Source organism: Streptosporangium sp. NPDC049046, from assembly GCF_040649155.1.
Lineage (GTDB): Bacteria > Actinomycetota > Actinomycetes > Streptosporangiales > Streptosporangiaceae > Streptosporangium.
The window spans coordinates 59,669-85,567 of the sequence record NZ_JBEZEZ010000020.1 but is presented as its reverse complement, the minus strand read 5'-3'; the positions used below and the strand labels follow the sequence as shown (position 1 = coordinate 85,567).

Genomic DNA, 25,899 nt, shown 5'->3' with positions numbered 1-25,899 from the left:
GGTCACAAGGGGAAGACATTGAATCTCGATGGACTCAACACGGCCGTCACCGGGGGGGCGTCCGGCCTCGGCCTGGCCACCGCCCGCCGGCTGATCGCCGCCGGCGGGACGGTCACCGTCATCGACCTGCCCACCTCCGACGGGGCCGCCGTCGCCAAGGAGCTGGGGGAGCGGGCGCACTTCGCGCCGGGCGACGTGACCGACCCGGAGTCGTTCGCCGCCGCCCTCGACGTCGCTGACGCGCGCGGCGGGCTGCGCGGGCTCGTGCACTGCGCCGGGGCGTCCCGCAAGGTGCGCGTCATCGACAGGGAGGGCCGCCCCGGCAGCCTGGAGGACTTCGAATGGACGATCAGGCTCAACCTGATCGGCTCGTTCAACGCGTTGCGCCTTGGCGCGGAGCGCATCGCCCGCCAGGAGGTCGTCGACGGTGAGCGCGGCGCGATCGTGATGACCGCCTCGGTGGCGGCGTTCGAAGGTCAGATCGGCCAGATCCCCTACACCGCGTCGAAGGCCGGCATCGTCGGCATGACCATCGTCGCCGCCCGCGACCTGGCCGGCCGCGCTATCCGGGTCTGCACCATCGCCCCGGGCATCATGGACACACCGCTGCTGGCCCGGTTGCGCGACGACGTCAAGAAGTCGCTGGAGGCCACCGTGCCGAACCCGGCCCGGCTGGGTCGCACCGACGAGTTCGGGCAGCTCGCCGCCACCATTTTGGAGAACGGCTACCTCAACGGGGAGACCATCCGCCTCGACGGTGCCATCCGGATGGCACCCCGCTGACGTGCCGGCTCACCGTGGTGGGGCGCGTGCCGGACAGTAGGGTTCTCGGAGTGGACCTGCATAACCTTGAGTACTTCCTCGCGGTCGTCGACCATCAGGGCATCAACGCCGCCGCGGAGAGCCTGCACCTGTCCCAGCCGACGATCTCCCAGTCGATCCGCGGCCTCGAACGCGAGCTCGGCACCGAACTGTTCCACCGCATCGGCCGGGGCATGGTGCTGACCTCGGCAGGGCACTCCCTGGTCGGCCCTGCCCGGCAGATCCTGCGCGACGTCGTCGCGGCCGAGAGCTCTGTGGTCGACGCGGCGGGCCGGCTGCGCGGGCGGCTCGACATCGTCGCGTACGCCACCTTGTCGGCCGGGTCGCTCGCCGAACTGATCGGCCGGTTCCGGGAACGTAGTCCCCGGGTGCACATCCGCATCGGTGACCTGCAGGACGAGGAGGCCGCCGCATCGCTGATCGTCGACGGGCATTGCGAGATCGTCGTCTGCTATCTGCCCACGGCGACCGGTGGGTTGGACACCTTGCCGCTGGGTGTGCAGGAGTTCTGGGCGGTCTTCCCGCCCGGCACCGAGGTGTCGCGGGCCGATCCGCTGCCGAGGGCCCAGTTACCCGACGTACCCCTGATCGTCGTGCCGCCGGGCAGCTCCTGGGCGACCGAGATCGAACGCGCGGTGACCGCGGCGGGGCGGTTGCGCCGGCCCGCCGCGATCATCGCGCACCGGGAGGCCCGGCTCGCGTTCGTGCTGGCCGGGCTCGGCGGAACCTTCATGGAACGATCCACGGCCGAAGCCGCCGCCGCCCGTGGGGCGGTGGTCCGGGCGGTCGACCCTTGTTTCAGTCGCCCCTACGGGCTGCTGTTCGACCCGGAGGCGCTGTCGCCGGTCGGACGGGCCTTCATCGAGCTGGTACGGGAGCAGGTGGCGGATACAGCCGCCGCACACAGTCGATGAACGCCTGCGCGGCGGGTGACAGCGCTCCCGGCCGGAACACCAGGCCCACCGGACGCTCCAGACGCGGCGTCGTCGAGCGCACCACGACTCCGGTGACCTCCTGTTCGGCCACCTGGCGCGGCAGCAGGGTCGCCCCGGCGCCGTTGGCCACCAGCGCCCAGATGGCCTGCCGGTGGACGCACTCCACCACGACCTGTAACGTCACCCCGGCCGGTACGGCGTGTGCCGCCGCCCGGTTGGGTCCCGCCGCCCCCTCAAGGACGAGCGGGATCTCGGCGATGTGGGCCACCGGCACCGGATCGGGCAGCCGTTGTGCCAGCGCGGGTGGCAGCACCAGGCAGATCTCCTGGGTGAACAGCTCCATGGACCGCAGCGTGTCGCTGCGCACCGGCAGTTCGGAGAGTCCCAGCTCGACGCCTCCCTGGCGGACCATGGACACCACCCCGGCCGGACTGCCCGGGTCGCTGACACTGACCAGCACTCCGGGATGCTCCCGGTTGAACGCGCTGACCAGCCGGGGCAGTGGTTCGACGGCGAGGGTGGAGAGCGCGGCCATGTCGAGGCGTCCGCTGCGCAACTCCCGTACCGCCGCCACCCGCTGCCGGGCCCGGACCACGTCGGCGAGGATCCGGCGCGCCGATACCGTGAACGCCTCTCCCTCGTGGGTCAGCCGCAGTTGCCGTCCGGTCCGGTCGAACAGTTGCACGCCGAGCCGGCGTTCCAGGGTGCGGATCGCCTGTGACAGCGACGGTTGCGCGATGTAGAGCGCCTGCGCGGCCCGAGTGACCCCACCGTGATCGACGACGGCGATGAAATACTCTATGAGCCGGAGATCCACGCTGACACCCTACTGTCGCCCGGGGCCTGAATCCCGTCGGCATCCCGTCGGCGTCGCCGAGTTCCGTCCGGCGGCGACCGGAGCCGTGCGATTCAGAAAACAGCGCGCCATCTGGCCGGAAGCGCGACAGGAGAATCCGTTCCAGTCGTTGGAACAGAAACACGGCCCCGCTACGTCGGCAACTAGTTTGCATTCGAGTCACCAGTCCGGCCGCCGGGAAACGCCATGTCGACGTTCCCGGCCGGCCCGTGCCGTGCATGTGTTTGCGGGCGCCGAAAGAGCAAGGGCGTTGCGATGGAGATCTGGCAGGTCAATTTTCCCATTCCAGGTCGTACCGGCCGGATGGCCAAACGGGCCGAGGACGCGGGCTGGGACGGTCTGGCCTTCGGCGACACCCAGTGCCTCACCGGTGACGTTTTCGTCGGCATGGCGCTGGCCGCGGAGGCCACCGAACGGCTGCTGGTGGCCCCGGGTATCTCCAACCCGGTGACCCGTCACCCGTCGGTGATGGCGGCGGCGGTGCAGTCGGTCCACGAGGCCTCCGGCGGCCGGGCCGTGCTCGGCATCGGCCGCGGTGACTCGTCGCTGACCTACATCAACCGCAAGCCCGCGAAGCTCGCTGACTTCGGTACGTATGTGCGCCAGGTACGCGGTTACCTGCGCGACGAGATCGTCGACCTCGACGGCTTCGAGAGCCGCTCGGAGTGGATCGGCAGGTCGACGCTGCCGCCGGTGCGTGTCGACGTGGCCGCCAGCGGCCCCAAGGCCATCGCGATGGCCGCTCGTGAGGCCGACGGCATCATGTTCGCCCTCGGCGCCGACCCGGAGCGGATCGCCGCCGCGATCGCCTGGGCCCGGCAGAGCCGCGCCGAGGCGGGCAAGGATCCCGCCGACCTCACCTTCGGCGCCTACATCAACGTGATGACCGGCTACGACGTCGAAGCGGCCCGTTCGATGCTGGCCGGCGCGGTGCTGACCATCGCCCGCTTCTCCGCCACCGCGCGGTTCGCCACCGAGGATCCCGCGCTCCAGGAGCAGTATCGGCGGGCCGCCGAGGCGTATGACCGGATCCACCACGCGAGCAGTGTCAGCGGACACGGCACGGTGCTGGAGCCCGAGTTCATCGACCGCTTCGCCGTGGCCGGGCCACCACAGGCGTGTGTCGACCGCCTCCAGGCGCTCAAGGCCGCCGGACTTGACCGGGTGGTGGTGCTGATGGGCGCCCGCGACGGCGACCGCGAGGTGGTGAACGCCGGTTTGAAGCTGTTCACCGAGAAGGTCCTGCCGAACGTGCGGTGAGCAGCCGTCGGCCGGTCTCCGCTTGAAGAAAGGTGCTCCATGTTTGTTCTTTCCTCGTCCGCCGAGGACCAGCTCATCGCCGAGACGGCGCGTCGGCTGGCACTCGGCCCCGTGGACCAGGCGGCACGTGAGGTGGACAGGACCGGCGTCATCGCGGAGGGGCTCTGGCGCCGGCTGCGAGACTTCGGCTTCACCGCCCCGGTGGCCGAGCATCTCGGCGGCACTCCGAACGCGGTCACGCAGCTGCGCGCCGTCGAGAACCTCGCCTACGGCGACCCGGGCATCGTGGGTACCGCCGTCCTGGCCGGTGGCTCCACGTTGATCATCGACGCCGCCGGTACCGGGGAGCAGCGGAACCGCTGGCTCGCCGGGGTCGCGGACGGGGCGCGTCCGGCGCCCGCCCCGGCCCTCTACGAGCGCCACGGCCTGCCGCCCGAGGAGTACGACACCACCATCACCGCCGAAGGCGACGGCTGGCGGGTGCGCGGCACCAAGTACGCGGTGGCGCTGCTCGACGGTGTCACCGAACTGCTCGTCGTCGGGGTGGACTCGCAGGGCGGTCTGCGCGCCGCCGTCGTCGGCCTCGACCGGGAGGGCGTCGACACGAAGCGTGTCTCCGGCACCTCGCACATCGCGCTGAGCGCGGCGCGACTGTCCAGGGTCCACCTCGATGTGCTCGTCGCGGCGGACGACCTGCTCGGCGGCGTGGACGCCGACGCGCGGTCACTCGCGTTCGCCGTCGCCCGGACTCGGCTGCTGGCGCCGGCGGTGGCGCTCGGTGGCGCGAACCGGGCCCGGGAGTACGCCACGAAGTACGCGACGGAGCGCATCGCGTTCGGCAGGCCGATCTTCGACTTCCAGGGAATCTCCTTCACCCTCGTCGACGACCAGATGCGGCTCGACGCGGCCCGGCTGGGCCTGCTGTCGGTGGCGAACGGGCTTGACCAGGGGCGCGAGAAGGCACTCGCCGACGTCGGCCGGATCGTCAACGAGACGCACGCCGCGGCGACCGAGGCGACCCGCAACGCCATCCAGGTGCTCGGTGGCCACGGATTCCTCACCGACCACCCGACGGAGCTGTGGTACCGCGCTGCCGCGCTGCTGTCGACCCTGGACGCCGACCCGTATTTCGCGAGCTTCGCGCCCGCGGTCTGAGAGGTAACCACAGTGACGCTCGCCTTTGAATTCAGCCCGGAGCTGCAGCGCTACGAGCGCGAGCTCAAGGAATGGTCGGTGGCCCGGATCCGGCCGCACGCGCGCCAGGCCGACACCGACCATCGGCCGCCCGCGAACTACCGGGAGATCTTCGAGACCTGCCCGGTGAAGATCAGTAAGCACGTCGCCAAAGGCCGCGACAACGACCTGCCGAAGTTCCCCGACGGTGAGCTGATGCGGGTGATGGCCCAGTACGAGGGCCTCAACTACGGCGACACGTGGGCGCAGAGCTACGTGAGCGGCGGCATCGGCCACGTCGTCGTCAGCCTGCTCGGCACGCCGGAACAGATCGACCGCTGGTACGAGCCGGTGGTGCGCGGTGGCGGCGTCACCGGGTTCGGTCTCTCCGAGCCGGGCGCGGGCTCCGACACCAGCGGGCTGGCGACCAGGGCCGTCCGTGACGGCGACTCGTGGGTCATCAACGGTTCGAAGATCTTCTGCAGCCACGCCGCGTCCGCCGAGTACGTGGTGGCGTTCGCCGTCACCGATTCCGAGAAGGGCATCGCCTCGGCCGAGGCGTTCGTCATCGAAAGGGGCACCCCCGGCCTGGTGATCCTCAAGGAGAACGAGGACAAGCTGGGTCTGCGGGCGTGGGAGACCACCCAGATCGGATTCGAGGACTGCGTCGTGCCGTTGGAGAACCGGCTCGGCCACGACCCGTCGGCCGGCACGAACGGCGCCGGTGGCGCCCGCCTCAGTGCGCTGTCGGTACTGAACCAGAACCGGCCCAACGTCTCCGCCTTGTCGACGACGGTGGCGCAGGCCGCCCTCGACCTGACCGGTGAGCTGCTGCACGAGCAGCGGCTGGGCTTCCGCGCCGACCGCTGGTCGCTGATCCAGCGCGAGCTGGAGGGCATGGCCGCGGCCCTCACGCGTAACCGGCACCTGAACCGGTACGCCCAGTGGATGCGGCAGCACGACCTGCAGAACCGCGTCGAGGCATCGATGGCGAAGGCGTTCGGCCCGCCCACGTCCGAGCGGGTGGTGCGGCGCTGCATGCAGCTGCTCGGGCCGGAGGGCACCAGCACCGAACTGCTGCTGGAGAAGTGGTACCGCGACCTGAAGATCCTGGACATCTTCGAGGGCACGGGTCAGATCCAGCGCGTCATCGTGGCCAAGGATTTCGCCAAGAGGGCTCGGGGCTGACCCGGCGCAACGCGAATCGGCCGGTTCCCCGCCCTGGGGAACCGGCCGATTCGCGTTGTCGCGCCGGTCAGTTCTTCAACGTCGGGGTCTTCGTGTCATAGCCGGCCTTCAGGAAGCGGCGCAGCAGGTCCCGATCGCCGACGACGCGCCGGAACCGTTGCACCTCCCGGTCGAGCCGTCGTGGATCGTCCATGTTGAAAACGAACTGCTTGAACTCCGACGACAGCGGTGAGGCGTGCTCGGTGAACGCCTGGCGGCGCAGCTGTGAGTAGCGGTCCAGCACGGCCGGGTCGTCGGCGTCGATGATCACCCGGGTCAACGTCTCGATCAGCGTCCACACGTCGAAGAACCCGCCGGCGAAGCCGACCGCCGACGACGGGTTGGTGACGTGGGCGGCATCGCCCACCAGTATGCCCCGGCCGACGCGGAAGCGGTCGGCGACCCGTTCGTGCATACGGAACGCCGACCAGGCGTGCACCTCGATGTCGTCACCGCCGGGCAGTGCCCGTTTCAGTGCCGCGGGAATCCGCTGCGCGATCTCCTCCACGGGCAGGCGCAGCGATTCGGCGTAGGTGTAGCGCCACAGGCCCTCACCGTCGATCTCGGCGACGAGCGCGCCGTCGACCGGGTCGATCATGCCGGTGCAGCGCTGGACACCGAGGCCGGCGAAGTCGTAGGTGATGTTGGTGGCGACGAAGCTTTCCGGCCAGGTCATGCCGGGGAAGCCGAGGCCCATGCCGCGCCGGACGACACTGTGGGCGCCGTCCGCCCCGATGACCCAGGAGGTGCGGTGTCGCAGATTCCCCTCGGGGCCGCCCGCGACGATGGTGGCGCCGTGCTCGTCGAGGGTCACCTCGGTGGCCCGGCTACCCCAGTGCACGGTGACATTGGGCAGCTTGGTGGCATGCCTGAGCAGGATCTCGGCCAGCCGGTCCTGTTCCAGGTGCAGGTTGAAGGGCCGGTTCACCTCGTCGCCGAGGACCCCGAGGTCGAACCGGAACGTCTCGCCGGTGGCGGTGACCCGCAGTGACCAGGAGTCCTGGACGAGGCCGGCGCTCAGTACGTCGTCGAGGATGCCCAGCCGGTCGAGGCCGTCGAGGACCGACCAGTGGATGATCATCGCACGGGGGGCTCGGACGACGTTGCTCGCGGCTTCCAGGACGGTCACGGGGATGCCGGCCTGTGCCAGGCCGAGTGCGGCGAGCAGCCCGATCGGGCCACCGCCGACTACGGTCACGTCATCGCGCGTCATCGCGTTCCTTCTCCACTGTCGAGTCCGCTGTTGAGGGATCACCGCTCCGCCCGGTGAGCAGGGCCACCGCGTTCGCCGAGCGCAGCGCGCCTGACTCGTCGTCGGTGATGGTCCCGTCGCGACGGGCCGTCTCGATGTCTTCGGTCGCGGTATGGATCTGGCGGGTGATGAACGGGTGGTCGGTGCCGGTCATCACCCGGTCGGCACCGAACCGGTCGATGATCAGACGCAGGTGCCCGGGATCGAAGGTGAGCGAGTCGACCCAGAACCGGCGGATGGTGGCGGCCAGGTCGATGGTGTGGTCGACGTCGCCGAGGCGGGCGCCCCTGGCCAGCCGGGGCCAGGCCCAGGGCAGGGTGCCGCCACCGTGCGAGAGCATCACCCGCAGCCTGGGGAAGCGCTGCATGACCCCGCCGAAGATGAGCGCTCCGGCGGCCATCGCCGTGTCGGTGAGCATGCCGAGGCCGAAGTCGTAGGGCTGACCGCGTCGGCGGATGGCGCCGCCGCCGCCGTCCATCGGGTGGACGAACACGATGGTGTCGGTGGCTTCGGCCGCCGCGAAGAAGGGGGTCAGCGCCTCGTCGTCGAGTTCGAGGCCGTTGACGGTGGTGCCGATCTCGACACCGGTCAGTCCGAGCGTGCCGGAGAGGTGTTCGAGTTCCCTGACGGCGGCGGCGGGATCCTGCAACGGTACGGTGCCCCAGGCGGTGAGCCGCCCGTCGGAGGCCCCGGCGGTCTGGGCGAGGGCCTCGTTGAGGGCGCGGGCGTAACGGGCCGCGGGTTCCGGCTCGGCGTCGTAGACGAGGGTGACAGGTACGGGGGAGATGACCTGGTGGTCGATGCCGGCCTCGTCGAGTTCGCGCAGGCGTTCGGTGACGTCCCAGAGGCTGGGGCGTACGCGCCGGAAGAGCGAGTCGCCGATCAGGATCTGACCTTCGGTGTCGCCGGTCCGAAGGCGTGGCCACCGGGGGCCCGCGGTCTCGTCCGGCCAGCCCGGCAGGTGCCCCGGGAGGAAGTGCGCGTGGACGTCGACAGTAGGCCGGCGTTCCTGCCCCATGGTGCCTCCTCCGCTGCGGGCGCGAGCAGGCGATGGTCGTCGCCGGGAGACGGTTCGGCTCCCGAGGGTCGCACTGCTGATTGATCCATTTACATCCGGGCATGTTAGGGCATCCGGAAATCGGTTGCGGAGATTTGTTCCAACCACCGGAATCTCCCCGGGGCCGGGTAACGTGCGTCACACTCTCCGCAAGATCCGCTGTGACTGTGTTATCCTCCACGAAACATGCAGGAAACAATGCGGGATTTTTGTGGAAAAAGGGTCTCGGCGTAGCTCTACCAGGCCGGATCAAGCTCGACGGGGGTGCCGATGGCGGAATTCGAATCGGTGGATCCCGTCGATGGGGATTCCCCTTCCATTCTCACCAAGGCATTCGATATTCTCCGGGCTTTCAGTGCCGACGACCGAGTAATGACCTTGAGTGAACTCGCGCGTGCGGCCGGATTGCCGAAATCCACGGTGCACCGCATCATCGCCCGCCTCATCGACCTGGGCGCCATCGAACAGCACCGGCGCGGCTACAAGATCGGCCTTGGCCTCTTCGAGATGGGTGTGATCACGCCGGCCGGCAGCATGCGGGACAAGGCGATGCCGTTCCTCGCGGCACTGCACCGGTGGACCGGGCTGACCGTGCACCTCGCCGTGCTGCGCCAGTTCGACGTCGTCTATCTGGAGAAGTTCGCGTCCGCGAACTCACCGGTCACCGTTTCCCGGGTCGGCGCGCGACTGCCCGCGAACTGCACCGCGATCGGTAAGGCGATGCTCGCGTGGGAGAACTTCGAGGATCTCGAGGCGTTCCTCCCCTCGCCGCTGCCGCGGCTGACGCCCGCGTCGGTCGCCACGATCGACGAACTGCTCGTCGAGCTCCGTAAGATCCGAGCCGAGAAGAGCGCGCACGAATCGAACGAGTCGCAGGCCGGTGTCGCCTGCATGGCCGTTCCCGTCATCGTCCAGGACGCCGCCGTCGCCGCCGTATCGGTCGCCTACGACTCGGCCACCCGGCTCGACTTCAAGGTCGAGGGCGCGTTGCGGCAGACCACCGCCCGGATCGCCGCGGCCTGCCGCATGGGTCTGGCCAACGGTCACTCACACTGGTTCCCCCGCGACTACTGAAGCACCCCCGGACGGGGTTCTTCGGCACGGATGTTCCGGTTGCCGGGACACGCTGTCGGAGTCGGCACCCATGGTGCCCGACAATCGGCGGCGTAGTAGACCGTGAGCGGCGACAAGGGGGACTGATGGAATGGCGTTTGGCCTGTGGTGTCGATGACCTGGAGCCGGGGACGTCCATGACGTGGAAAGGCGCGGGGGAGGAGCCCATCGCGATCTACCGCACCGAGGACGGCGAGTTCTACGCCACCCACGACGTCTGCACGCACGACAGATGGTCGCTCGGCGAGGACTCCGACCTCGAAGGCGCCGAGATCGTCTGCCCGCTGCACATGGCCCGCTTCGACATCCGCACCGGTGCGGCGCTGTGCCTGCCCGCGACCATCGGCCTGAAGACCTACGAGGTCCAGGTCGAGGACGGCAAGGTCTACGTCCAGTGCTGAGGGTTCCGGTGGCTGGCACCGGCACTTCCCGGCCATCGTGCCCTGCACGACGATGTCCGCCATGGGAATCCTGATCGTCGGGGCGTCGATCGCCGGAGTGCGAACCGCACAAAGCCTTCGCAAGTCCGGATTCGCCGGCCCCGTCACCATCGTGGGGGCCGAACCGTACCTTCCGTACGACAAGCCCCCCGTATCCAAGGACATGATCCTGCCGGAGACCGACGGCGCCCCGGTTCCCCTGCTCGGCGCCGAGGAACTCGACGCCCTCGGCGTCGACCTGCGCGTCGGGGTACGCGCGGTGGCGCTTGATCCGGTGGCCCGCGTCGTCGTCACCGACACCGGCGAGGAACTGGGCTACGACATCCTGGTGATCGCCACCGGTGTCTCCCCGCGAACGCTGCCCGGTGCCGAGGGACTGATCGGCGTGCACACCATGCGCACCGTCGAGGACGCCCTCGCCGTGCGCGCCGCGCTGCCCGCGGCCCGGCACGTGGTGGCGATCGGGGCCGGATTCATCGGGGCCGAGTTCGCCTCCGCGGCGAGGTCGCACGGCGCCGACGTGACCGTCGTCGAGGCTCAGCCCGTGCCGCTCGCCCATCTGCTCGGCGCGCGGGTCGGGGCGCTGCTGGGCGGCCTGCACGAGGCCAACGGCGTCACCCTGCTGACCGGAACGCAGGTCGAACGCTTCGAGGGCACCGGCCGGGTGACCGGGGTGACCCTCGCCGACGGCCGGACCCTGCCGGCCGACCTCGTCGTCGTCGGCGTCGGCGCGACCCCGGCCACCGGCTGGCTCGCCACGTCGGGGCTGCCCGTCGACGACGGCGTCGTCTGCGACGAGCGGCTGCGGGTCCGTGGCTTCGACGGCGTCTACGCCGCCGGTGACGTCGCCCGGTGGCCGCACCCGATGTACGGCGTCGAGATGCGCATCGAACACTGGACCAACGCCAACGAGCACGCCGAGATCGTCGCGGCGGCGGTCACCGGTGCTCCCGCGCCCCGTGTGCGGCCGCCGTACGTCTGGTCCGACCAGTACGGCCATCGGATCCAGATCGTCGGCCGACCCGGCCTCGGACGAGCGGTGCGGGTGCGTACCGCCGCCGACGACCACCAGGTCGCGGCCGTCTACGCCGACGAGGACGGCACGGTCGTGGCGGCCGTCGTCGTCGACGATCCCCGGCTGCTGATGAGGTTACGCCGCGCCGTCATGGCGCGCACACCGCTCGACGCGCTCGACGCACCCTTCTGACACCGACCCGCATCGCCTCGCCGACCGGCGATCGGCGGCGCCCCACCATGTCGCACGCGCGTTCCCACCCCCTGCGAGGCGGCGGATCACGCGACGGGCAACCGAGAGGAGACAACGAGATGGCACTGACAGAGGAAGGCATCATCGAGGTTCCCGGCATGCACAGCCGCTGGGTACGGCTGGCCAGTGGCGCACGGGCGCACTACATGACCTCCGGCACCACCGGTCCTGCCGTGGTCCTGCTGCACGGAGGTCTGCCGGGCTCCTCCGGCACCGCGGGCTGGCGGTTCATGGCGCCGTTCCTCGGCGAGAATGGATTTCGGGTCTACTGTCCCGACATGCCGGGTTTCGGGCTGTCCGACACCCGCGAGGAGCACCGGCCCACCGGCCTGGAGAGTCACGTCGACTTCGTCCACGAGTTCGTCCAAGCGCTCTGCCTCGACCGGTTCCACCTCGCGGGAAACTCGATGGGGTGCATGAACACGGTCAACTACCTGGTCGCGCACCCGGAGAAAGTCGTCAGCTTCGCGCTGATCGCCGGCGACGTCGGCGATGTGGTGCCCGATGACGCCGTCAAGCCCTCGGCGAAGGTCGCGATCCCCAAGTACGACGGTACCGAGGAGGGCATGCGCGCCCTCATGGGGGCGATCATCCACCGCGAGGCGGCGATCAGCGACGACCTGCTGAAGATGCGCCACGCCGCCGCGGAACGGCACCGTGAGGCGCACGCCCGGCTCTGGCCGAGCGTGTTGCAGTACGGCCGGCGTATCCCGTGGCAGGACCAGAACATCGCCGCGAGGCTCACCACCCGGGGCCGCCTTGACCGGCTGACCATCCCCGGTGTCTACCTTTATGGCACCGAGGACGTGCTCACCCCCGTCGAGTGGGGTTATGAGCAGGAGAAGGTCCTGCCGAACATCCAGTTCTTCTATCCGGAAGAGTGCGGTCACCAGGGGCAGACCGACCGCCCAGATCTGTTCAACCCGCTGTTCTTGGAGTTTCTCCGGGACGGCCGGATCACCCGCGCCACCGCGGACGCGGCCGGGATCTCGAAGAACCGCCCCGAGATCGCGTCGCTCGTCGAGCAGTCCTGAGATCCGGACCGCGGGCGGCGAGATCAAGCCCGTCCAGCGGTCCGTCCGGCGATCCGGCCGGTGTTTCACCTCAGAGTCAGCACGGGAAGGAGCGCAGCGGTTTGACCGCCGAGACCGCGATCCGCTGGGAGCGCGACGACCAGGGTGTGGTCACGCTCACCATGGACGACCCACATCAGAGGGTCAACACCCTCAACGAGCTGTTCATCCGGTCGTTCGCGGCCGTGATCGACCGGTTGGAGGCCGAACGCGACACCGTCATCGGGGTCGTGCTCACCTCCGCCAAGAAAGGCTTCCTCGCCGGTGGCGACCTCAAACGGCTCGTCGGGATCGGCCCCGCCGACCGGCAGGCGTTCCTCGACGATCTCGAACTGCGCAAGTCCCGGATGCGACGGCTGGAGAGGCTGGGACGCCCCGTCGTCGCGCTCGTCGAGGGCGGTGCCTTCGGCGGTGGCCTGGAACTCGCCCTGGTCTGCCACCACCGGATCGCGCTGGACTCCACCGAGGTGATGGTGGGACTGCCCGAGGTGACGCTGGGGCTGCTACCGGGGGGTGGCGGCATCACCCGTACCACCCGGCTGATCGGCCTGCCGCGCGCCCTGCGACTGCTGGTCGGCGGCACCAGGCTGAACGCCCGCCAGGCTCACGGACTCGGCCTGATCGACGACCTCGCCACCTCGCGCGCCGAGGCGCTGGAGAAGGCCCGCGCCTGGATTCTGGCCAACCCCGACGCGGCCCAGCCGTGGGACCGGGGCCGACCGGCGGCGTTCGGTGACGAGGCCGGTGAGGACCCGGTCGTGCTGCAACCGGCGCGCGACCTCGCCCCCGCCGTCGCCACCATCCGCGAGGTCGCGGCGATCGCGGCGAGTGCCGACGTCGACACGGCCCTGCGTGCCGAGAGCGAGGGACTGGCCGGCCTCGTCGTCTCCGACGCGGCGCGGGCGACCATCGCGGTGGCCTTCTTCGACACGGTCCGGACCCGATCGCGGCTGCGTGAGGCTGCCGGGAACGCGCCGGCCCGCACACCGGTGCTGGTGGTCACCGGGCCGGTGGGCCGCCGGACACTCGCCACCGGCGGAATCGCGTCGCTGGCCGTCGTCAGCGACGCTGACGCCGCAGGGCTGTCCCGGCTGCGCGCCGAGGAGGGCAACGTCGTGTTCACCGTCGCCGAGCCGGGCGTCGAGCCGCCCGCCGGTGATCCGGTGCTCTGGATAGCCCCGGACCGGCTGGGCGACGGCGGATACGTCATCGAGTACGCGGCCGCGGACGAACCGGTCGACGACGTCGTCGCGCGGCTCGCGCGCACCGGAGCACTGGCGGTGCCGCTGGCCGACGGGGAGCGCGAGGGGTTCGGAGGTCGCGTCGCGGAGGCCGTGAGGGCCGCCGCCGACGAGGCGCGCCGTGCCGGGGCCGACCCGGCCGTGATCGAGCGGGCGCTGGTCGTGGCGGGACTGCGGCCCGCGCCGCTGACCGCCGCCCCCTTCGCGCGAGAGCCGGTGGTGACCGAGGAGGTGGCAGGTCTGGGCAGGCGTTTCGTCGACGCGGCGGTGGCCGCGGCGGTGAGGCTGTGTGATGAGGGTGTGCTGCGCCACGCCGACGACCTGGACGTGGCCTCGGTACGCGCCGGAGGTGTTCCCGCCTGGACGGGAGGCGCCGGCCGCTGGTCGGCGGACGCCCGACAGAGAAGCAGAGAGAAGGAAGAAGAACGATGACCGAGTTCACGAAGCTCACGGCCGACGGCCCGATCCGGCACCTGATGCTCGACGCGCCGCAGCGGCGCAACGCCCTCAACCTGCCGATGCTGCGGGAGATCGCGGAGGCGGTCCGGACGGTGGCCGCCGACGACGAGGCCCGCGCGCTGGTGGTGAGCGGCGCGGGCAAGGCGTTCTGCGCCGGCGCCGACCTGAACACCATGTTCGGAGACATCGACCGGAGACCGGCGGAGATCCGCGAGGACCTCAAGCGGGTGTACGCGTCGTTCCTCGGTATCAAGGATCTGACGATCCCCACGATCGCGGCGGTAGGCGGGGTGGCGGTAGGCGCGGGCGTGAACATCGCCCTGGCCTGCGACATCGTGATAGCCGGCCCACGGGCGAAGTTCGCGCTGACCTTCGCCGAGATCGGGCTGCACCCGGGTGGCGGGTCGAGCTGGTTCCTGACCCGCAGGATGGGGACCGGGCGGGCGATGTGCGCACTGCTGGGCGCGGAGGTGCTCGACGCCGGGCAGGCGTACGAGACGGGCCTGGCGACCCGGCTCGCGGACGATCCGCTGGCCGAGGCGACGAGCCTGGCCCGGCTTTACGCGCGGCGTGACCCCGCGCTGGTGCGGGACCTGAAGCGGGCCGTCCAGATGTCGCAGGCCGCGGATCTGGACACGGTGCTGGAGTTCGAGTCGTGGGCACAGGCGTCGGCCGTGACCAAGCCCCGCTTCCAGGAGTACATGGCGGACTTCCTGAAATAACCGGCTGAGACGACGCGGGGAGCACCGGATGAGTGAGACCACCGCGCTCACCGGTCTTCGCGGATCCGTTCCGGGAACCGGAACGGTGGCTTGAGGCCTGGCACGCACTGCCCGCACCCTGACCGGGAGCCACCCGGCAGCACGTTACGAGGAGATGACATGGCGTTCCCCCGTACCTCGTCGGAGATCACTCTGCCCTGGCTGGCCGAGCTGCTCCGCGAGCACCATCCGGACGCAGCGGCGCCGGTGGCGTTCGAGACGACCCCCCTGAAGTCCGGGGTCGGCGAGATGGGAACCCTCGTCCGTGTCGGCCTCGGCTACGCCGACGGAGACCGGGCCGGACCCGCGAGCCTCATCGCCAAGTTCGCCACCGACAACGAGCACCACCGCGAGCGGGCCCGGAGCATCCGGCTCTACGAGCGCGAGGTGCGCTTCTACCGGGAACTCGCCGCGCATGTGCCGGCCCGGGTGCCCCACGCCTACCTCGCCGCCGTCGATGACGACAGCGCCCGCTACTGCCTGGTCCTGGAGGACTTCTCCGACCATATTCCCGGCGACGAGGTGCGCGGCTGCACGCCAGGGGAGGCGGCTCTGGCGGTGGCCGAGGTCGCCAAGGTCCACGCCGCGTTCTGGAACCGCACCGATGGCCCCGAACTGGCGTGGGTCCCTCGCCACGACGGCGTCTTCGCCGCCAACCGCCACCGGGCCGTCATCCAGGGTTGGCCGAACATGATCGCCAATCATGAGGCGCAGTTCGGTGACCAGGTCCGCGCCTACGAGCAGGCGTACGTCCAGGCCTTCCCCCGGTTGCTGCGTCTGATGGCGCGGCAACCGGTCACCTTCGTCCACGGCGACCTGCGCATGGACAACCTGCTGTTCGGCCGATCCGGCCGGCCCGATCCGGTGGTCCTGCTCGACTGGCAGGGCAGTGTCGTCGGCCGCGGCGTCCAGGACGTCGCCTACCTGGTCACCCACAGCATGACCACGAACGACCGGCGCGCCGCCGAGAGCGAGCTGATCGACCTTTACGTACGCACCCTCAACGACGCCGGGGTCGACTACCGCCGTGACGAGGCCGAGGAGCACTACCGCCTCGCCATGCTGTTCATCTTCTCCATCGTCGTCGGTATCACCGGGGGCATGAACAACAAGGACCCGCGTGCCATCGCGCGCAAGAAGGGACTGGTCGACCGCGCGTTGACGGCGATGGACGACTGGAAGGTCTGGGATCTGCTCTGAGCGCTCCCAGCACGGCAGAACCACTCACCACGAACCGAAGGACCATCCATGCTGCTTCCCGCCGACGAGTCGATCCACGAACCCCCCCAAAGTGAGGCCTGGCAGGAGAACTACCTGTTCCACGGCTGGGACGAGGCGTTCGGCAACGGGGTCTACCTGCATCTCCAGCACATCCCGGCCGAAGGTCTCGTGGACGTGCGCGCCGCCTCGTGTGTCGACGGCGTGCTGACCTCGACGGTCAGGCAGCAGGCGGGCAGCAGTGCTTTTGGCGCCGACGGCTTCGACGTCGACATCGCCGTGCCGTTCGAGAAGATGCGACTCGGTTATGACGGCCGTGGCCGGGTCGGTCTGGACGAGTCCGGCTGGCTCTGCTCCGGGGCGGGGGACTCCCCGTTCGGCTTCGACATCGAGATCGGCACCCGTTGTGCGCCGATCTCTTGGCGGCCGATCACCACCGAGCTGTTCCCGGTCGACCCGACCAACATCTTCACCGTCGCCGAGCACTACGAGGTCGGCTCGGTGTGGAAGGGCACGGTGTGGAGCGGCGGCCGGAAGATCGAGGCGAGCGGCCTGATGTGGCGTGACCACTCGTGGGGCCAACGCCGCTTCCGCAGCAACGCCGGATACTGGACGCCGGTCGTGCTCGACGGCGGGCGGCGCTTCCTCACCGCGCTGACCAAGCGCTATGAGGACACCTGGTACAGCTTCGCCGCCGAAGCCGTCGACGACCAGGTCGTCAACGTCTACACCGACTATCTCGTGCGGCAGAACACCGCCCACGGCGAGGTGTTCACCGACGCCAGTTCGCTCGCGGTGCGCGACGAGCGGGTGACCCGCTTCGACATCGACGTCGTCCGGGTGATGGGCGCCCCCCGTAACTGGGACGTCAACGGCCTGCCGAACTGGGGCCTGGTCGACCACGTCGGGCACGTGCGCTCGGGCGATTCCGCGGGCATCGGCTCGTTCCAGACGGCCCCGGTGTCGACCGCGTCGATCATCAAGGCATCGGGTTCCGGCGCGGTGCGCTGACCTGCGCGCTCAGAGCTGCGCCCGTGGTGTTTCCGCGATCCGGAGGAGAGGTTTCCCGGGCGTGGTAGCAGGCTGCCCTCTGACACGTCAGCCCCGGTCAAGAGGCTGTGTCGGGCCGGTGACGCCGATGTTCCAGTGCTCGGAACTTCTGGTGGCTGTGCGTATTCGGTCATCTTAGTGTCCCCCCAAGTGGTCCAGGGGGCGCTCGCGCAGCGCGGTCCCGTCGACCTCCGAGAGGCGACAAAGAACCTGGGGCGAGGTTCGGAAATCCAAGTCAGTACGCGACTCGGGGCAGGGCCGCGCGAAGCGGTGAGAAGCTCCCCGATTCCAAATGTGAGGCAGCGGATGTTCAAGCGTAAGAGAGTCTCAGCAATCCTCACGGCCGGTCTGTTGGCCGTCGTGACCCTGGCGGCCTGTGGCGGCTCCGATGACGAGGTTGCCACCGGTGCGGCCGGTGCCGCCGGTGAAACCAAGGTCCGGCTGCTGCTCGCCGCGGACACCACCGGTTTCGCCGACGTGATCACCGCCAAGAGCGCCGGCTACTTCGAGAAGAACGGGCTGAACGTCGAGTTCCTCCCCTATATCGCGAACTCGGGCACCCAGGTGCAGGCGGCCGTCACGGGTGACACCGACATCGTCGGCGGGGCGATCTCCGCGCTCTTCTTCGGCACCGCGAGCGATCGTGACGTCGTCGCCGTCGCCCGGGCGTCGAACACCCAGAACGGCGTCCTGCTCGTCAACAGCGACTTCGTCAAGGCGCAGGAGGCCAAGGGGGTCACCCAGGCGTCTTCGGTCGAGGAGCGCATCAAGGCGCTTGAGGGCGCCAAGTTCGGCGTCGCCTCCCGCGGTCCCGGTAGTGAGGCGTCGCTGCGGGCGCTGCTGCTGCACTACAAGGTTCCGTTCGGTGAGAACAGCTTCGTCGCCCTGGGCTCGCCCGCCGGCCTGGACTCCGGTCTGAAGGCCAAGCGCGTCGACGCGATCTACACCGGCCTGCCCGGTGGCCTCAATCCGGTCAAGAACGACTACGGCGCGATCTGGCTCGGCCCGGCGGACTATGCCGAGACCGGTGCCTGGGACGCGGGCAACATCGCCTACATGGCGGCCGGTCCGTGGGTCGAGCAGAACCGCGAGACGGTCAAGAAGTTCCTCGCCTCGCTCAACGAGGCCCGTCAGCTGCTCGCCGGCGACCCCTCCAAGGCCGCTGAGGCGTATCTGACGTTCTCGCCGAAGAACGACGCGGCGTCGGTCAAGGAGTCGTTCGAGATGGTCAAGGCGAACTACGAGGGAGACGCCAAGATGACCGAGAACTACTTCGAGAAGAACAAGGCGATCTACGAAATCTCCAGCGACAAGCCGTCGACCCTCACCTTCGCCGACGGTGTTTGGACGGAATAGGAGATGTCCTTCACCGGAACGCGGCAGACCACCACCGCCGGCGCCCAGACATCGGGCGCCGGCGGGGACGAGAACTTCCTCCGCGCCGAGAACGTCTCCGTCAAATTCGGCAAACGAGGCAAGAACGAAGTGCAGGCGCTGTCGAACGTCAGCCTCGGTATCCGGCGCGGGCGGTTCGTATGCTTCGTCGGGCCCAGTGGCTGCGGCAAGTCGACGCTGCTCAACGTCTTCGCGGGGCTCCTGCGCCAGACCGAGGGCCAGGTGTACTTCGACGGCAGGGAACTGGGCGGCGTCAACACCGGTGCCGGGTACATCACCCAGCACGACACCCTGCTCCCGTGGTCGACCGTCGAGTCGAACATCGAACTGGCGCTGCGGGTACGCGGCTACGGCAAGGCCGAGCGCAAGGCACGCGTCGAGCGGGCACTGGAGAGCGTCGGCCTGGAAGGTTTCCGTACCCTCTACCCGTCGCAGCTCTCCGGCGGCATGCGCAAGCGGGTGCTGCTGGCCCGTACGCTCGCCTACGAGCCGTCACTGATCCTGATGGACGAGCCGTACGGCGCGCTCGACGCACAGATGCGCCAGCGCCTCCAGACGCAGCTGCTGGAGACCTGGAGCGCCGGTGACAAGACGATCGTCTTCGTCACCCACGACCTGGACGAGGCTCTGCTGCTCGCCGACGAGATCGTCGTCTTCGCGGCGCGTCCCGGCCGGATCGTCTACCGCACCGAGGTGAACCTGCCCCGGCCGCGCGACCTCACGTCGCTCCGTACCGACCCGGGCTTCGGCGAGCTGTGGCAGGACCTGTGGAACCGGATGGACCACACGGCTCAGGAGGACGAATGAAAGGCAGAGTCGCGCCGGCCGAGGAGGCGGAACCGGCGCGGGCGCCCGCCGGCCGGCCGCCGGTCGCGGAGCCCGGCAAGCTTTCACAGCGCCGTACGATCGGCACCCGGGTGCGGGAACGGATCACGCCGCGCGCCTTGGTCGTCGGCGCCGGAAACATCGGGGTCCTGGCACTGCTCATCCTGGCCTGGCAGGTCTTCGCCGGTCGTCCCGGTGAAGGGCTCGCCATCGTCGACGAGTTCTACGTCGGCCGTCCCGGTGAGGCGTGGGCCGCGTTCGTCGGGTGGGTCGAGGACGGCACGCTGCTCACGAACACCATCATCACCCTGCGCGAGACGCTGTACGGTTTCGCGATCGGTTGTTCCCTGGGCGTCCTGGCCGGTTTCGCGCTGGGCCTCAGCAACATCCTCGGCGACATCCTGCGGCCGCTGGTCATGGCGGCGAACACGATCCCGAAGCTGGCGCTCGCGCCGATGCTGATCATGTGGTTCGGCATCGGTGAGGCGTCGAAGGTCGCCGTCGCCGCCCTGCTGGTCTTCTTCCTCGTCTTCAACAACACCTACCAGGGTGTCCGTGAGGTCGACCAGCACCTCGTGAACGCGTTGAAGATGCTGGGCGCCTCGCGGATGCTCATCCTGCGGCGCGTCACGATTCCGTCCAGCCTGGTCTGGGTGGTGACCAGCATGCGGATCTCGGTGCCGTACGCGTTCCTCGGGGCCGTGGTCGGCGAGATGATGGCCGCCCAGGACGGGCTGGGCACGCTCATCCAGAAGTCCAGCAACGCTTTCCAGCCGTCCGCGATGGTGGCCGCGATCCTCGTGCTCATCGTCATGGCGCTGATACTCAACGCGGTGATCAGCGTGCTGGAGCGGGTGCTGTTGCGATGGAGGTACGTCTGATGAACCTCAAGAACGACGCCGCCCTCTCGCCGGCGACCGTCGCCGATGTCACGGTCGGCTGGCTTTCCCCGATCCTCGCCGCCGAGGGGGTGGCCTCGCCGCCGACCGGTGTGCGTATCCAACCCCTGGGGGAGGGCGTCGGTGAGATGTCCCAGGTGGCGCGGGTGCACCTCGACTACGGCCCGTCCGAGTCGGGCACCGGGCCGGACAGTGTCATCGTCAAGCTCTCCAGCTCGTTGCCCAAGCGCATCGAGATGGCCGTCGAGATGTCGACGTACAAGCGGGAGTTCCGCTTCTACGAGACCATCGGCGACGACAGCCCGTTGCGCTCACCTCGGTGCCACCACCGGGAGATCGACGACGACGGGGCCCGGTTCGTCCTGGTCATGGAGGACTTCCCGCATCACATCCCCGGCGACGACGTCGCCGGGTGCACCGTGGAGCAGGCCGCCCTCGCCCTGGAGTCGGTGGCCGCGCTGCACGCGCGCTATTGGCGCACCCAGGACCCGGTGCTGCATCGGACGTTCGCCCGGCACGACGCGAGCCACGGGCCGTCGATCGCGGCGAAGGTCGAGAGCGGCTGGGCCACGATGATCGCCGACTTCGGCGACCTGCTGCCGGAGCGGCTGCGCGGCATGCGTGACGAATATCTGGCAGCCCTGCGGTCGCTGCAGACCTGGCTGTCGGAGGACGCCACCATCGTGCACGGCGACTTCCGGCTCGACAACCTCATGTTCGGCCCGCCGGGACACCCGGACGCGTTCGTCGCCCTCGACTGGCAGGGCATCATGCGGGCCAAGGGCATCCAGGACGTGTCGTACCTGGTCACCCACTGCATGGACACCGAGGTCCGGCGACGCCACGAGCAGGATCTGCTCGGCGTCTACAGCGCCGCCCTCGGCCGGCACGGGGTCACCTACGGCCTGGAACAGGCCTGGCACGAGCACCGGCTCGCGACGCTGCTGTTCTTCTCCTACGGGGTGGTCGTCTGCGGCTCGCTGAAGACGGACAACCCGCGGGCCCGCCACCGCGCCGCCGGCCTCGTGCGGCGACTCGGCCAGACCCTGCTCGACCACGATTCGATCACGTTGATCGACGAGATCAACGTGAAGGGGGTGTGAGGTGGTGGCGGAGTTGACCGGTGCCGACGAGTTCGCGCACGTTCCCGGCGAGGGCTCCTGGCAGGAGAACTACGCGTTCTACGGCGGCAACGCCGCGCTGACCGAGGGCCTCAGCCTGCACCTGCAGCACGTCGCCCGGGACGGGACCCTGGACGTACGCGCGGGGGTGACCGTCGGCGGCGTTTCCACGACCACCACCACGCACAGCTCCGGTGAGGACTGTTTCGCCTCACCCGGGCTCACCGTGGAGGTCGTCGAACCGTTCCGGCGATGGCGGCTGCGCTACGAAGGCCGCGGCTTCGTCGGGCCGGACGCCGACGGCTGGTACTTCACCCAGGACGGCGACGTGCCATTCGGCTTCGACGTGGAGTTGACGACCCGGCACCACCCGGTCTTCGTCTCCGAACTCGCCGCCAAGTTGTTCGCCGACGATCCGGGCGCCCGCGAGATGGGCATCTGGTTCGTCGCGAACCACTACCAGGCCGGCGCCGAATGGACCGGCAGGCTGTTCAGCGGTGACACGGTCACCGAGGCGTCGGGGCTGCTGGTGCGTGATCACACGTGGGGTCCGCGCGACATCAGGATCGACGACATCTTCTGGACGCCGATGGTCTTCGACGGCGCCCGGCGCTTCGTCGCCTCCAGCTGTGCCCTCTACGACGGGGTTTGGCGCAGCTACTTCATCGAAGCCGACGAGACCGGCATCGTGCACGTGCTCCCGGACTACCGGGTCCGCACGAACGCCGTCGGGTCCAGGCCGGCCTTCACCGCGGCCGACTCCATCGCCGTCGGCGACGGAGTCGTGCGCCGCTTCACCCATCCACGCGGCGTACACGTTCCGGCCGGGCGTAAGAAGACCTTCCAGGGCAGCACCCGCGGCCTGGTCAACTTCCTGGCCGAGGTGCACTCCGACGCGTCTGTGGGGTTCGGCACGGTCCAGTACGTGCCGATCAGGCCCTGACCCTCGATGGGTTCCGGACACCAGAACGTGAAGTGGTCTGCTGCCGGGGAACCCCGGAGCATGGCCCCACGTGACAACCCGCCGTCCGTACGCGAACCGGGCGGTCCGCGTTCCCGACTCGCAGAGGATTCAACATGGCAGACGTGATCGGTCTGGGCATGACCCACTACCCGATGGTGGCCACGGACAACGCGAACATGGCGAGCCTGCTTCGCGGAACGCTGAAGGACCCCGACATCCCGGCCGACCGCAAGGATCCGGAGAACTGGTCCGAGCAGGCGCGGCGTGAATGGGGCGACGACGCCGGTGCCGCCGCGGCGCAGGGGCACCGTGAGGCGCTGCGCGCCGGCTTCGACCGCATCCGGGCCGAGCTCGACGAGTTCCAGCCGGACGTGATGGTGGTCTGGGGCGACGACCAGTACGAGAACTTCCGCGAGGAGGTCGTCCCGTCGTTCTGCGTGCTGGCCTACCAGGACACCGTCGTGGACCCGCTGGCGCTGCTCCGCAAGCGCAACCATCCGAACGCGTGGGGCCTGCCCGACGAGGGCCAGAGCTTCGTCATGCGGGGCCGGCCGGACTTCGCCAAGCGGCTCGTCACCGACGTGATCAACTCGGGTTTCGACATCGCCTACTCGTACGAGAAACGCAGCGGGATCAACTTCCCGCACGCCTTCGCCAACACCCAGCTCTTCCTCGACTGGGACAACGTCGGCAAGGAGTTCCCGTACCCGATCGTGCCGATCGCGGTGAACTGCTACGGCGAGCACGTCATCGCCCGCCAGGGCGGCATCGCCCGCTTCGCCGACATCAACGCCGGTGAGGACCTGGACCCGCCGGGGCCGTCGCCGCTGCGCTGCTTCGAGCTGGGCCGGGCCGTCGGCCGGTCCGTGCGCGCCGGCGGTCGGCGAGTGGCGCTGGTCGCCTCGTCGAGCTGGTCGCACGCCTTCCTCAACGACAAGGACTGGCACCTGCGTCCGGACACCGAGGCCGACCTGCGGCTCTACGAGGCCATGGTGGCGGGCGACTACGACACCTGGCGCGCGGCCACCACCGGCGAGGTCGTCGCGGCGGGCCAGCACGAGATGCTGAACTGGTTCTGCCTGCTCGGGGCCATGTCGGAACTGGGACTGGAGCTGCGGTGGAGCGAATTCGTCACCACCGAGGTCTTCAACTCCAACAAGGCATTCGCCGTCTACCGCTGAGCGGAGGAAGATCCCATGACTGAGACGACAGCCGTGAGGCCGGCCGCTGCCCCGGTCTCCGACGCGGAGCTGCGCGCGGTGGAGCGGTACCTGTTCCAGGACGCCGATCTGCTCGACGAATGGCGGTTGCACGAGTGGCTCGGGCGGTTCGCCCTCGAATGCCGTTACCTGGTGCCCTCAACCGACCTGCCGGACGGAGATCCGAGCCGGCACCTGTTCCTGGTGCAGGACGACCGGTTCCTGCTGGAGCAGCGGGTGAACTCGCTGCTGACCCGGTCGGCGCACGCCGAGTACCCGCATTCGAAGACGCGGCGGCTGATCACCAACATCCGGGCCGTCGACGAGGGCGACGACCGGCTGACGGTGCACGCCAACTTCGCGATCTATCGCACGCGCCCGGGGGTGTTCGACACCTACGTCGGCCGGTACCGGCACATGCTGCGCCGCGACGCCGAGCACGGCTTCGTCTTCATCGAGCGACGGGCGATCCTGGACCTCGACACGCTGCGCCCGCAGGGAAAGGTGAGCATCATCCTGTGAACAGGTTGGCGGGACGTATCGCGATCGTGACCGGTGCCAGCCCGAACATCGGCGGCGCGCTGGCCCGCGGGCTGGCGGCCGAGGGCGCCAAGGTCGTCTGCACGGATCTGTCGGCGGCCACCGCCGAGGCGTGCGCGAAGAGCATCGTCGAGGCCGGGGGGCAGGCGCTGGCCGTGGCCGGCGACGTCACCGACCCGGCGCACAGCGAGGAAGCCGTCGCCCTGGCGGTCTCGAACTGGGGCGGGATCGACATCCTCGTCAACAACGCCGTTCTGTTCAACCAGAAAGGCATCCTGACGATGCCGATCGAGCAGTACCGGCGTCAGTTGGACGTCATTCTCTCCGGCGCCTTCCTGTTCACCCGCGCCGCCGCGAAGGCGATGATCGCGGCCGGTTCGCCGGGCAGCGTCGTCAACGTGCTGTCGACGGCGGCATGGCAGGGGCAGCCGGGCAACATCGGGTACTCGACCGGCAAGAGCGGTCTGATCAACTTCACCCGGTCGGCGGCGATGGAACTGGCCGAGCACCGCATCCGGGTGAACGCCTTCACCCCGACGGCGACCAAACCGGTCGACCCGGTCAGCATCGAGAGGACGGCGAAGATCAAGGCGACCTCGGCCCGCGACTACACGATGGATTTCGCGGGCCTGATGCCGTGGCATCGGCTTCCGGTGCCCGATGACTACGTGCCGACGGTGGTCTTCCTGGCCTCGGACGAGTCCGCCATGATCAACGGAACGAACATCACCGTCGACGCGGGCGCCACGGCCAAGTACTGGCCCTGGAACCCGCACGGCGCCTAGGTCACGCGCCGGTGCCGGACCGTGAGGATCTTGGCACCTGCCGGGCGCCGCGCCCCGTTCGGACTGGGGGCGGACACCGGTTCGCCGCAGAGTTCCGGCCGCTGAGACGGTAGATGGAACGGGACGCCGCGCACTGCGAGAGTGACGTCGTCGCCGTTCTCCGACGACGTCAGCGAGATCTTCCCGCCGCTGCCGGGAGAGTGAGCGAAGGAGTGCCTCGAAGGTGGACGCCTTGATCCGGATCAAGCCGGCGCGACGTACGGTCGTCGTCGGGACCCGGACCATCCGGGCCGAACAGATCCATCTGGGCGGTGCCCTCCGGGGCGCCGCGCTGGTCCTGTGCGATGCGGGCGACCTCGGCCCGGACAGTGAGGCCGTCGCCAACGACCTGCTCATGCAGGGGTACGAACCGCTGGTCGCCGAGATCGACGGCGACACAACGGAGCGGGATCACCGCGCGGACATCGGCGCGTTGCTCGATGTTCTCGCCGAGCGCGGCTGGGAACACCAGCAGGTCGGGGTCCTGGGCTACGGCACCGGCGCGCGAGTGGCCCTCACCGCGGCCTTCGGGTTCGACCTCGGCGCCGTCGTCAGCATCTCGTCGGCGGCAGCCGATGTCGCCGCTCACGCGCTCCATCTGCTCGACCGGCCCGCGGTCATGCGCGTCCCCTGGCTGGGACTGTTCACCGGCACCGCGACACAGGCCGCCGGCGCGCTGGCCGATCTGCGGCGCAGGCTGCGCGCGGACGCTCCGGTGTACACGCGGGTGGTCGGCTACGCGGACGGGTCGGCGTGGCCGCACCTCGACGATCGCGACGCGGTCGATCACGCGGCCTCCTTCGACTCCTGGCAGAGGGCGATGGAGTGGCTGAACCTCCGGGTCGTCCCGCGACCCACCGAGCTCGCTATGGCATGGGCGCGGCGGCAGGCGAACGAATGACCGCCGCCGAGCCCGGAGCACGATTGG

General features: G+C 69.6%; 25 protein-coding genes. 22 read left to right on the top strand and 3 right to left on the bottom strand.

What is annotated here, in order from left to right; genetic code table 11:
- Positions 1-18: 18 nt before the first annotated feature.
- Both AB0B96_RS26890 and AB0B96_RS26885 read left to right on the top strand, forming a co-directional pair.
- On the top strand, positions 19-783 hold the full coding sequence (locus tag AB0B96_RS26890) for an SDR family NAD(P)-dependent oxidoreductase (protein WP_362902927.1): 765 nt from the start codon (positions 19-21) through the stop codon (positions 781-783).
- Positions 784-833: 50 nt separating this feature from the next.
- The gene (locus AB0B96_RS26885) at positions 834-1,736 is read left to right on the top strand and encodes a LysR family transcriptional regulator (RefSeq protein WP_362902925.1); all 903 of its coding nucleotides are present in this window, start codon (positions 834-836) and stop codon (positions 1,734-1,736) included.
- On the opposite strand, the gene AB0B96_RS26880 is transcribed toward AB0B96_RS26885, so the two are convergent.
- Positions 1,681-2,574: a LysR substrate-binding domain-containing protein gene (locus AB0B96_RS26880; protein WP_362902923.1), complete on the bottom strand. Its 894-nt coding sequence runs from the start codon at positions 2,572-2,574 to the stop codon at positions 1,681-1,683. The two genes, AB0B96_RS26885 and AB0B96_RS26880, sit on opposite strands and share 56 nt — an antisense overlap.
- A 294-nt stretch (positions 2,575-2,868) precedes the next feature.
- Between AB0B96_RS26880 and AB0B96_RS26875 the strand changes: the two genes are divergently transcribed.
- Genes AB0B96_RS26875 through AB0B96_RS26865 form a run of 3 tightly spaced genes read left to right on the top strand, consistent with a single transcriptional unit; the run spans position 2,869 to position 6,234 of the window.
- Entirely contained in the window at positions 2,869-3,873 is a 1,005-nt protein-coding gene (locus AB0B96_RS26875; RefSeq protein ID WP_362902921.1) for an LLM class flavin-dependent oxidoreductase, read from the top strand.
- A 39-nt stretch (positions 3,874-3,912) separates the two neighbouring features.
- Complete coding sequence (locus AB0B96_RS26870) at positions 3,913-5,028, top strand: acyl-CoA dehydrogenase family protein (protein ID WP_362902919.1); 1,116 nt, start codon at positions 3,913-3,915, stop codon at positions 5,026-5,028.
- Between the two features lie 12 nt (positions 5,029-5,040).
- Positions 5,041-6,234: an acyl-CoA dehydrogenase family protein gene (locus AB0B96_RS26865; RefSeq protein ID WP_362902917.1), complete on the top strand. Its 1,194-nt coding sequence runs from the start codon at positions 5,041-5,043 to the stop codon at positions 6,232-6,234.
- Between the two features lie 67 nt (positions 6,235-6,301).
- Here the strand turns inward: AB0B96_RS26865 and AB0B96_RS26860 are convergent, their stop codons facing one another.
- Both AB0B96_RS26860 and AB0B96_RS26855 read right to left on the bottom strand, forming a co-directional pair.
- Positions 6,302-7,486, bottom strand: a complete 1,185-nt coding sequence (locus AB0B96_RS26860) for an NAD(P)/FAD-dependent oxidoreductase (protein ID WP_362517119.1) — start codon at positions 7,484-7,486, stop codon at positions 6,302-6,304.
- Positions 7,473-8,543: an amidohydrolase family protein gene (locus AB0B96_RS26855; protein WP_362902915.1), complete on the bottom strand. Its 1,071-nt coding sequence runs from the start codon at positions 8,541-8,543 to the stop codon at positions 7,473-7,475. The genes AB0B96_RS26860 and AB0B96_RS26855 overlap by 14 nt, the downstream gene beginning before the upstream one ends.
- A 309-nt stretch (positions 8,544-8,852) precedes the next feature.
- On the opposite strand from AB0B96_RS26855, the gene AB0B96_RS26850 reads away from it, so the two are divergent.
- The 17 genes from AB0B96_RS26850 to AB0B96_RS26770 all read left to right on the top strand — a co-directional run bounded on the left by AB0B96_RS26850 (position 8,853) and on the right by AB0B96_RS26770 (position 25,872).
- Positions 8,853-9,656 carry an IclR family transcriptional regulator gene (locus tag AB0B96_RS26850; protein WP_350948862.1) on the top strand — a complete coding sequence of 268 codons (804 nt, stop codon included), beginning with the start codon at positions 8,853-8,855 and terminating at the stop codon, positions 9,654-9,656.
- 125 nt (positions 9,657-9,781) lie between these two features.
- Positions 9,782-10,096: a non-heme iron oxygenase ferredoxin subunit gene (locus AB0B96_RS26845; protein WP_362902913.1), complete on the top strand. Its 315-nt coding sequence runs from the start codon at positions 9,782-9,784 to the stop codon at positions 10,094-10,096.
- A gap of 61 nt (positions 10,097-10,157) precedes the next feature.
- Positions 10,158-11,342, top strand: a complete 1,185-nt coding sequence (locus tag AB0B96_RS26840; protein ID WP_362902911.1) for an FAD-dependent oxidoreductase — start codon at positions 10,158-10,160, stop codon at positions 11,340-11,342.
- 119 nt (positions 11,343-11,461) lie between these two features.
- The gene (locus tag AB0B96_RS26835; protein ID WP_362902909.1) at positions 11,462-12,436 is read left to right on the top strand and encodes an alpha/beta hydrolase; all 975 of its coding nucleotides are present in this window, start codon (positions 11,462-11,464) and stop codon (positions 12,434-12,436) included.
- Between the two features lie 101 nt (positions 12,437-12,537).
- Positions 12,538-14,148, top strand: a complete 1,611-nt coding sequence (locus AB0B96_RS26830; RefSeq protein ID WP_362902907.1) for an enoyl-CoA hydratase-related protein — start codon at positions 12,538-12,540, stop codon at positions 14,146-14,148.
- A complete protein-coding gene (locus tag AB0B96_RS26825) occupies positions 14,145-14,897 on the top strand; it encodes an enoyl-CoA hydratase (RefSeq protein WP_362902905.1) in 753 nt (250 codons plus the stop codon). Before AB0B96_RS26830 ends, AB0B96_RS26825 begins: the two co-directional genes overlap by 4 nt.
- Positions 14,898-15,056: 159 nt before the next feature.
- Positions 15,057-16,136, top strand: a complete 1,080-nt coding sequence (locus tag AB0B96_RS26820; RefSeq protein ID WP_362902903.1) for a phosphotransferase — start codon at positions 15,057-15,059, stop codon at positions 16,134-16,136.
- Positions 16,137-16,184: 48 nt separating this feature from the next.
- A complete protein-coding gene (locus AB0B96_RS26815; RefSeq protein ID WP_350948786.1) occupies positions 16,185-17,165 on the top strand; it encodes a hypothetical protein in 981 nt (326 codons plus the stop codon).
- Positions 17,166-17,564: 399 nt separating this feature from the next.
- Positions 17,565-18,560: an ABC transporter substrate-binding protein gene (locus AB0B96_RS26810; protein ID WP_362903035.1), complete on the top strand. Its 996-nt coding sequence runs from the start codon at positions 17,565-17,567 to the stop codon at positions 18,558-18,560.
- Positions 18,561-18,563: 3 nt separating this feature from the next.
- Positions 18,564-19,406, top strand: coding sequence for an ABC transporter ATP-binding protein (locus tag AB0B96_RS26805; RefSeq protein WP_362902901.1), 843 nt, complete (start codon positions 18,564-18,566; stop codon positions 19,404-19,406).
- Positions 19,403-20,305, top strand: coding sequence for an ABC transporter permease (locus AB0B96_RS26800; RefSeq protein ID WP_362902899.1), 903 nt, complete (start codon positions 19,403-19,405; stop codon positions 20,303-20,305). Before AB0B96_RS26805 ends, AB0B96_RS26800 begins: the two co-directional genes overlap by 4 nt.
- Entirely contained in the window at positions 20,305-21,426 is a 1,122-nt protein-coding gene (locus tag AB0B96_RS26795; protein WP_362902897.1) for a phosphotransferase, read from the top strand. Before AB0B96_RS26800 ends, AB0B96_RS26795 begins: the two co-directional genes overlap by 1 nt.
- A gap of 4 nt (positions 21,427-21,430) precedes the next feature.
- Positions 21,431-22,387, top strand: a complete 957-nt coding sequence (locus AB0B96_RS26790; protein WP_362902895.1) for a hypothetical protein — start codon at positions 21,431-21,433, stop codon at positions 22,385-22,387.
- Positions 22,388-22,521: 134 nt separating this feature from the next.
- Entirely contained in the window at positions 22,522-23,589 is a 1,068-nt protein-coding gene (locus tag AB0B96_RS26785) for a hypothetical protein (RefSeq protein WP_362902893.1), read from the top strand.
- Positions 23,590-23,604: 15 nt separating this feature from the next.
- The gene (locus tag AB0B96_RS26780) at positions 23,605-24,129 is read left to right on the top strand and encodes an aromatic-ring-hydroxylating dioxygenase subunit beta (RefSeq protein WP_362902891.1); all 525 of its coding nucleotides are present in this window, start codon (positions 23,605-23,607) and stop codon (positions 24,127-24,129) included.
- Entirely contained in the window at positions 24,126-24,932 is an 807-nt protein-coding gene (locus AB0B96_RS26775; protein WP_362902889.1) for an SDR family oxidoreductase, read from the top strand. Before AB0B96_RS26780 ends, AB0B96_RS26775 begins: the two co-directional genes overlap by 4 nt.
- Before the next feature lie 223 nt (positions 24,933-25,155).
- Positions 25,156-25,872, top strand: coding sequence for a hypothetical protein (locus tag AB0B96_RS26770; protein WP_362902887.1), 717 nt, complete (start codon positions 25,156-25,158; stop codon positions 25,870-25,872).
- Positions 25,873-25,899 lie beyond the last annotated feature (27 nt).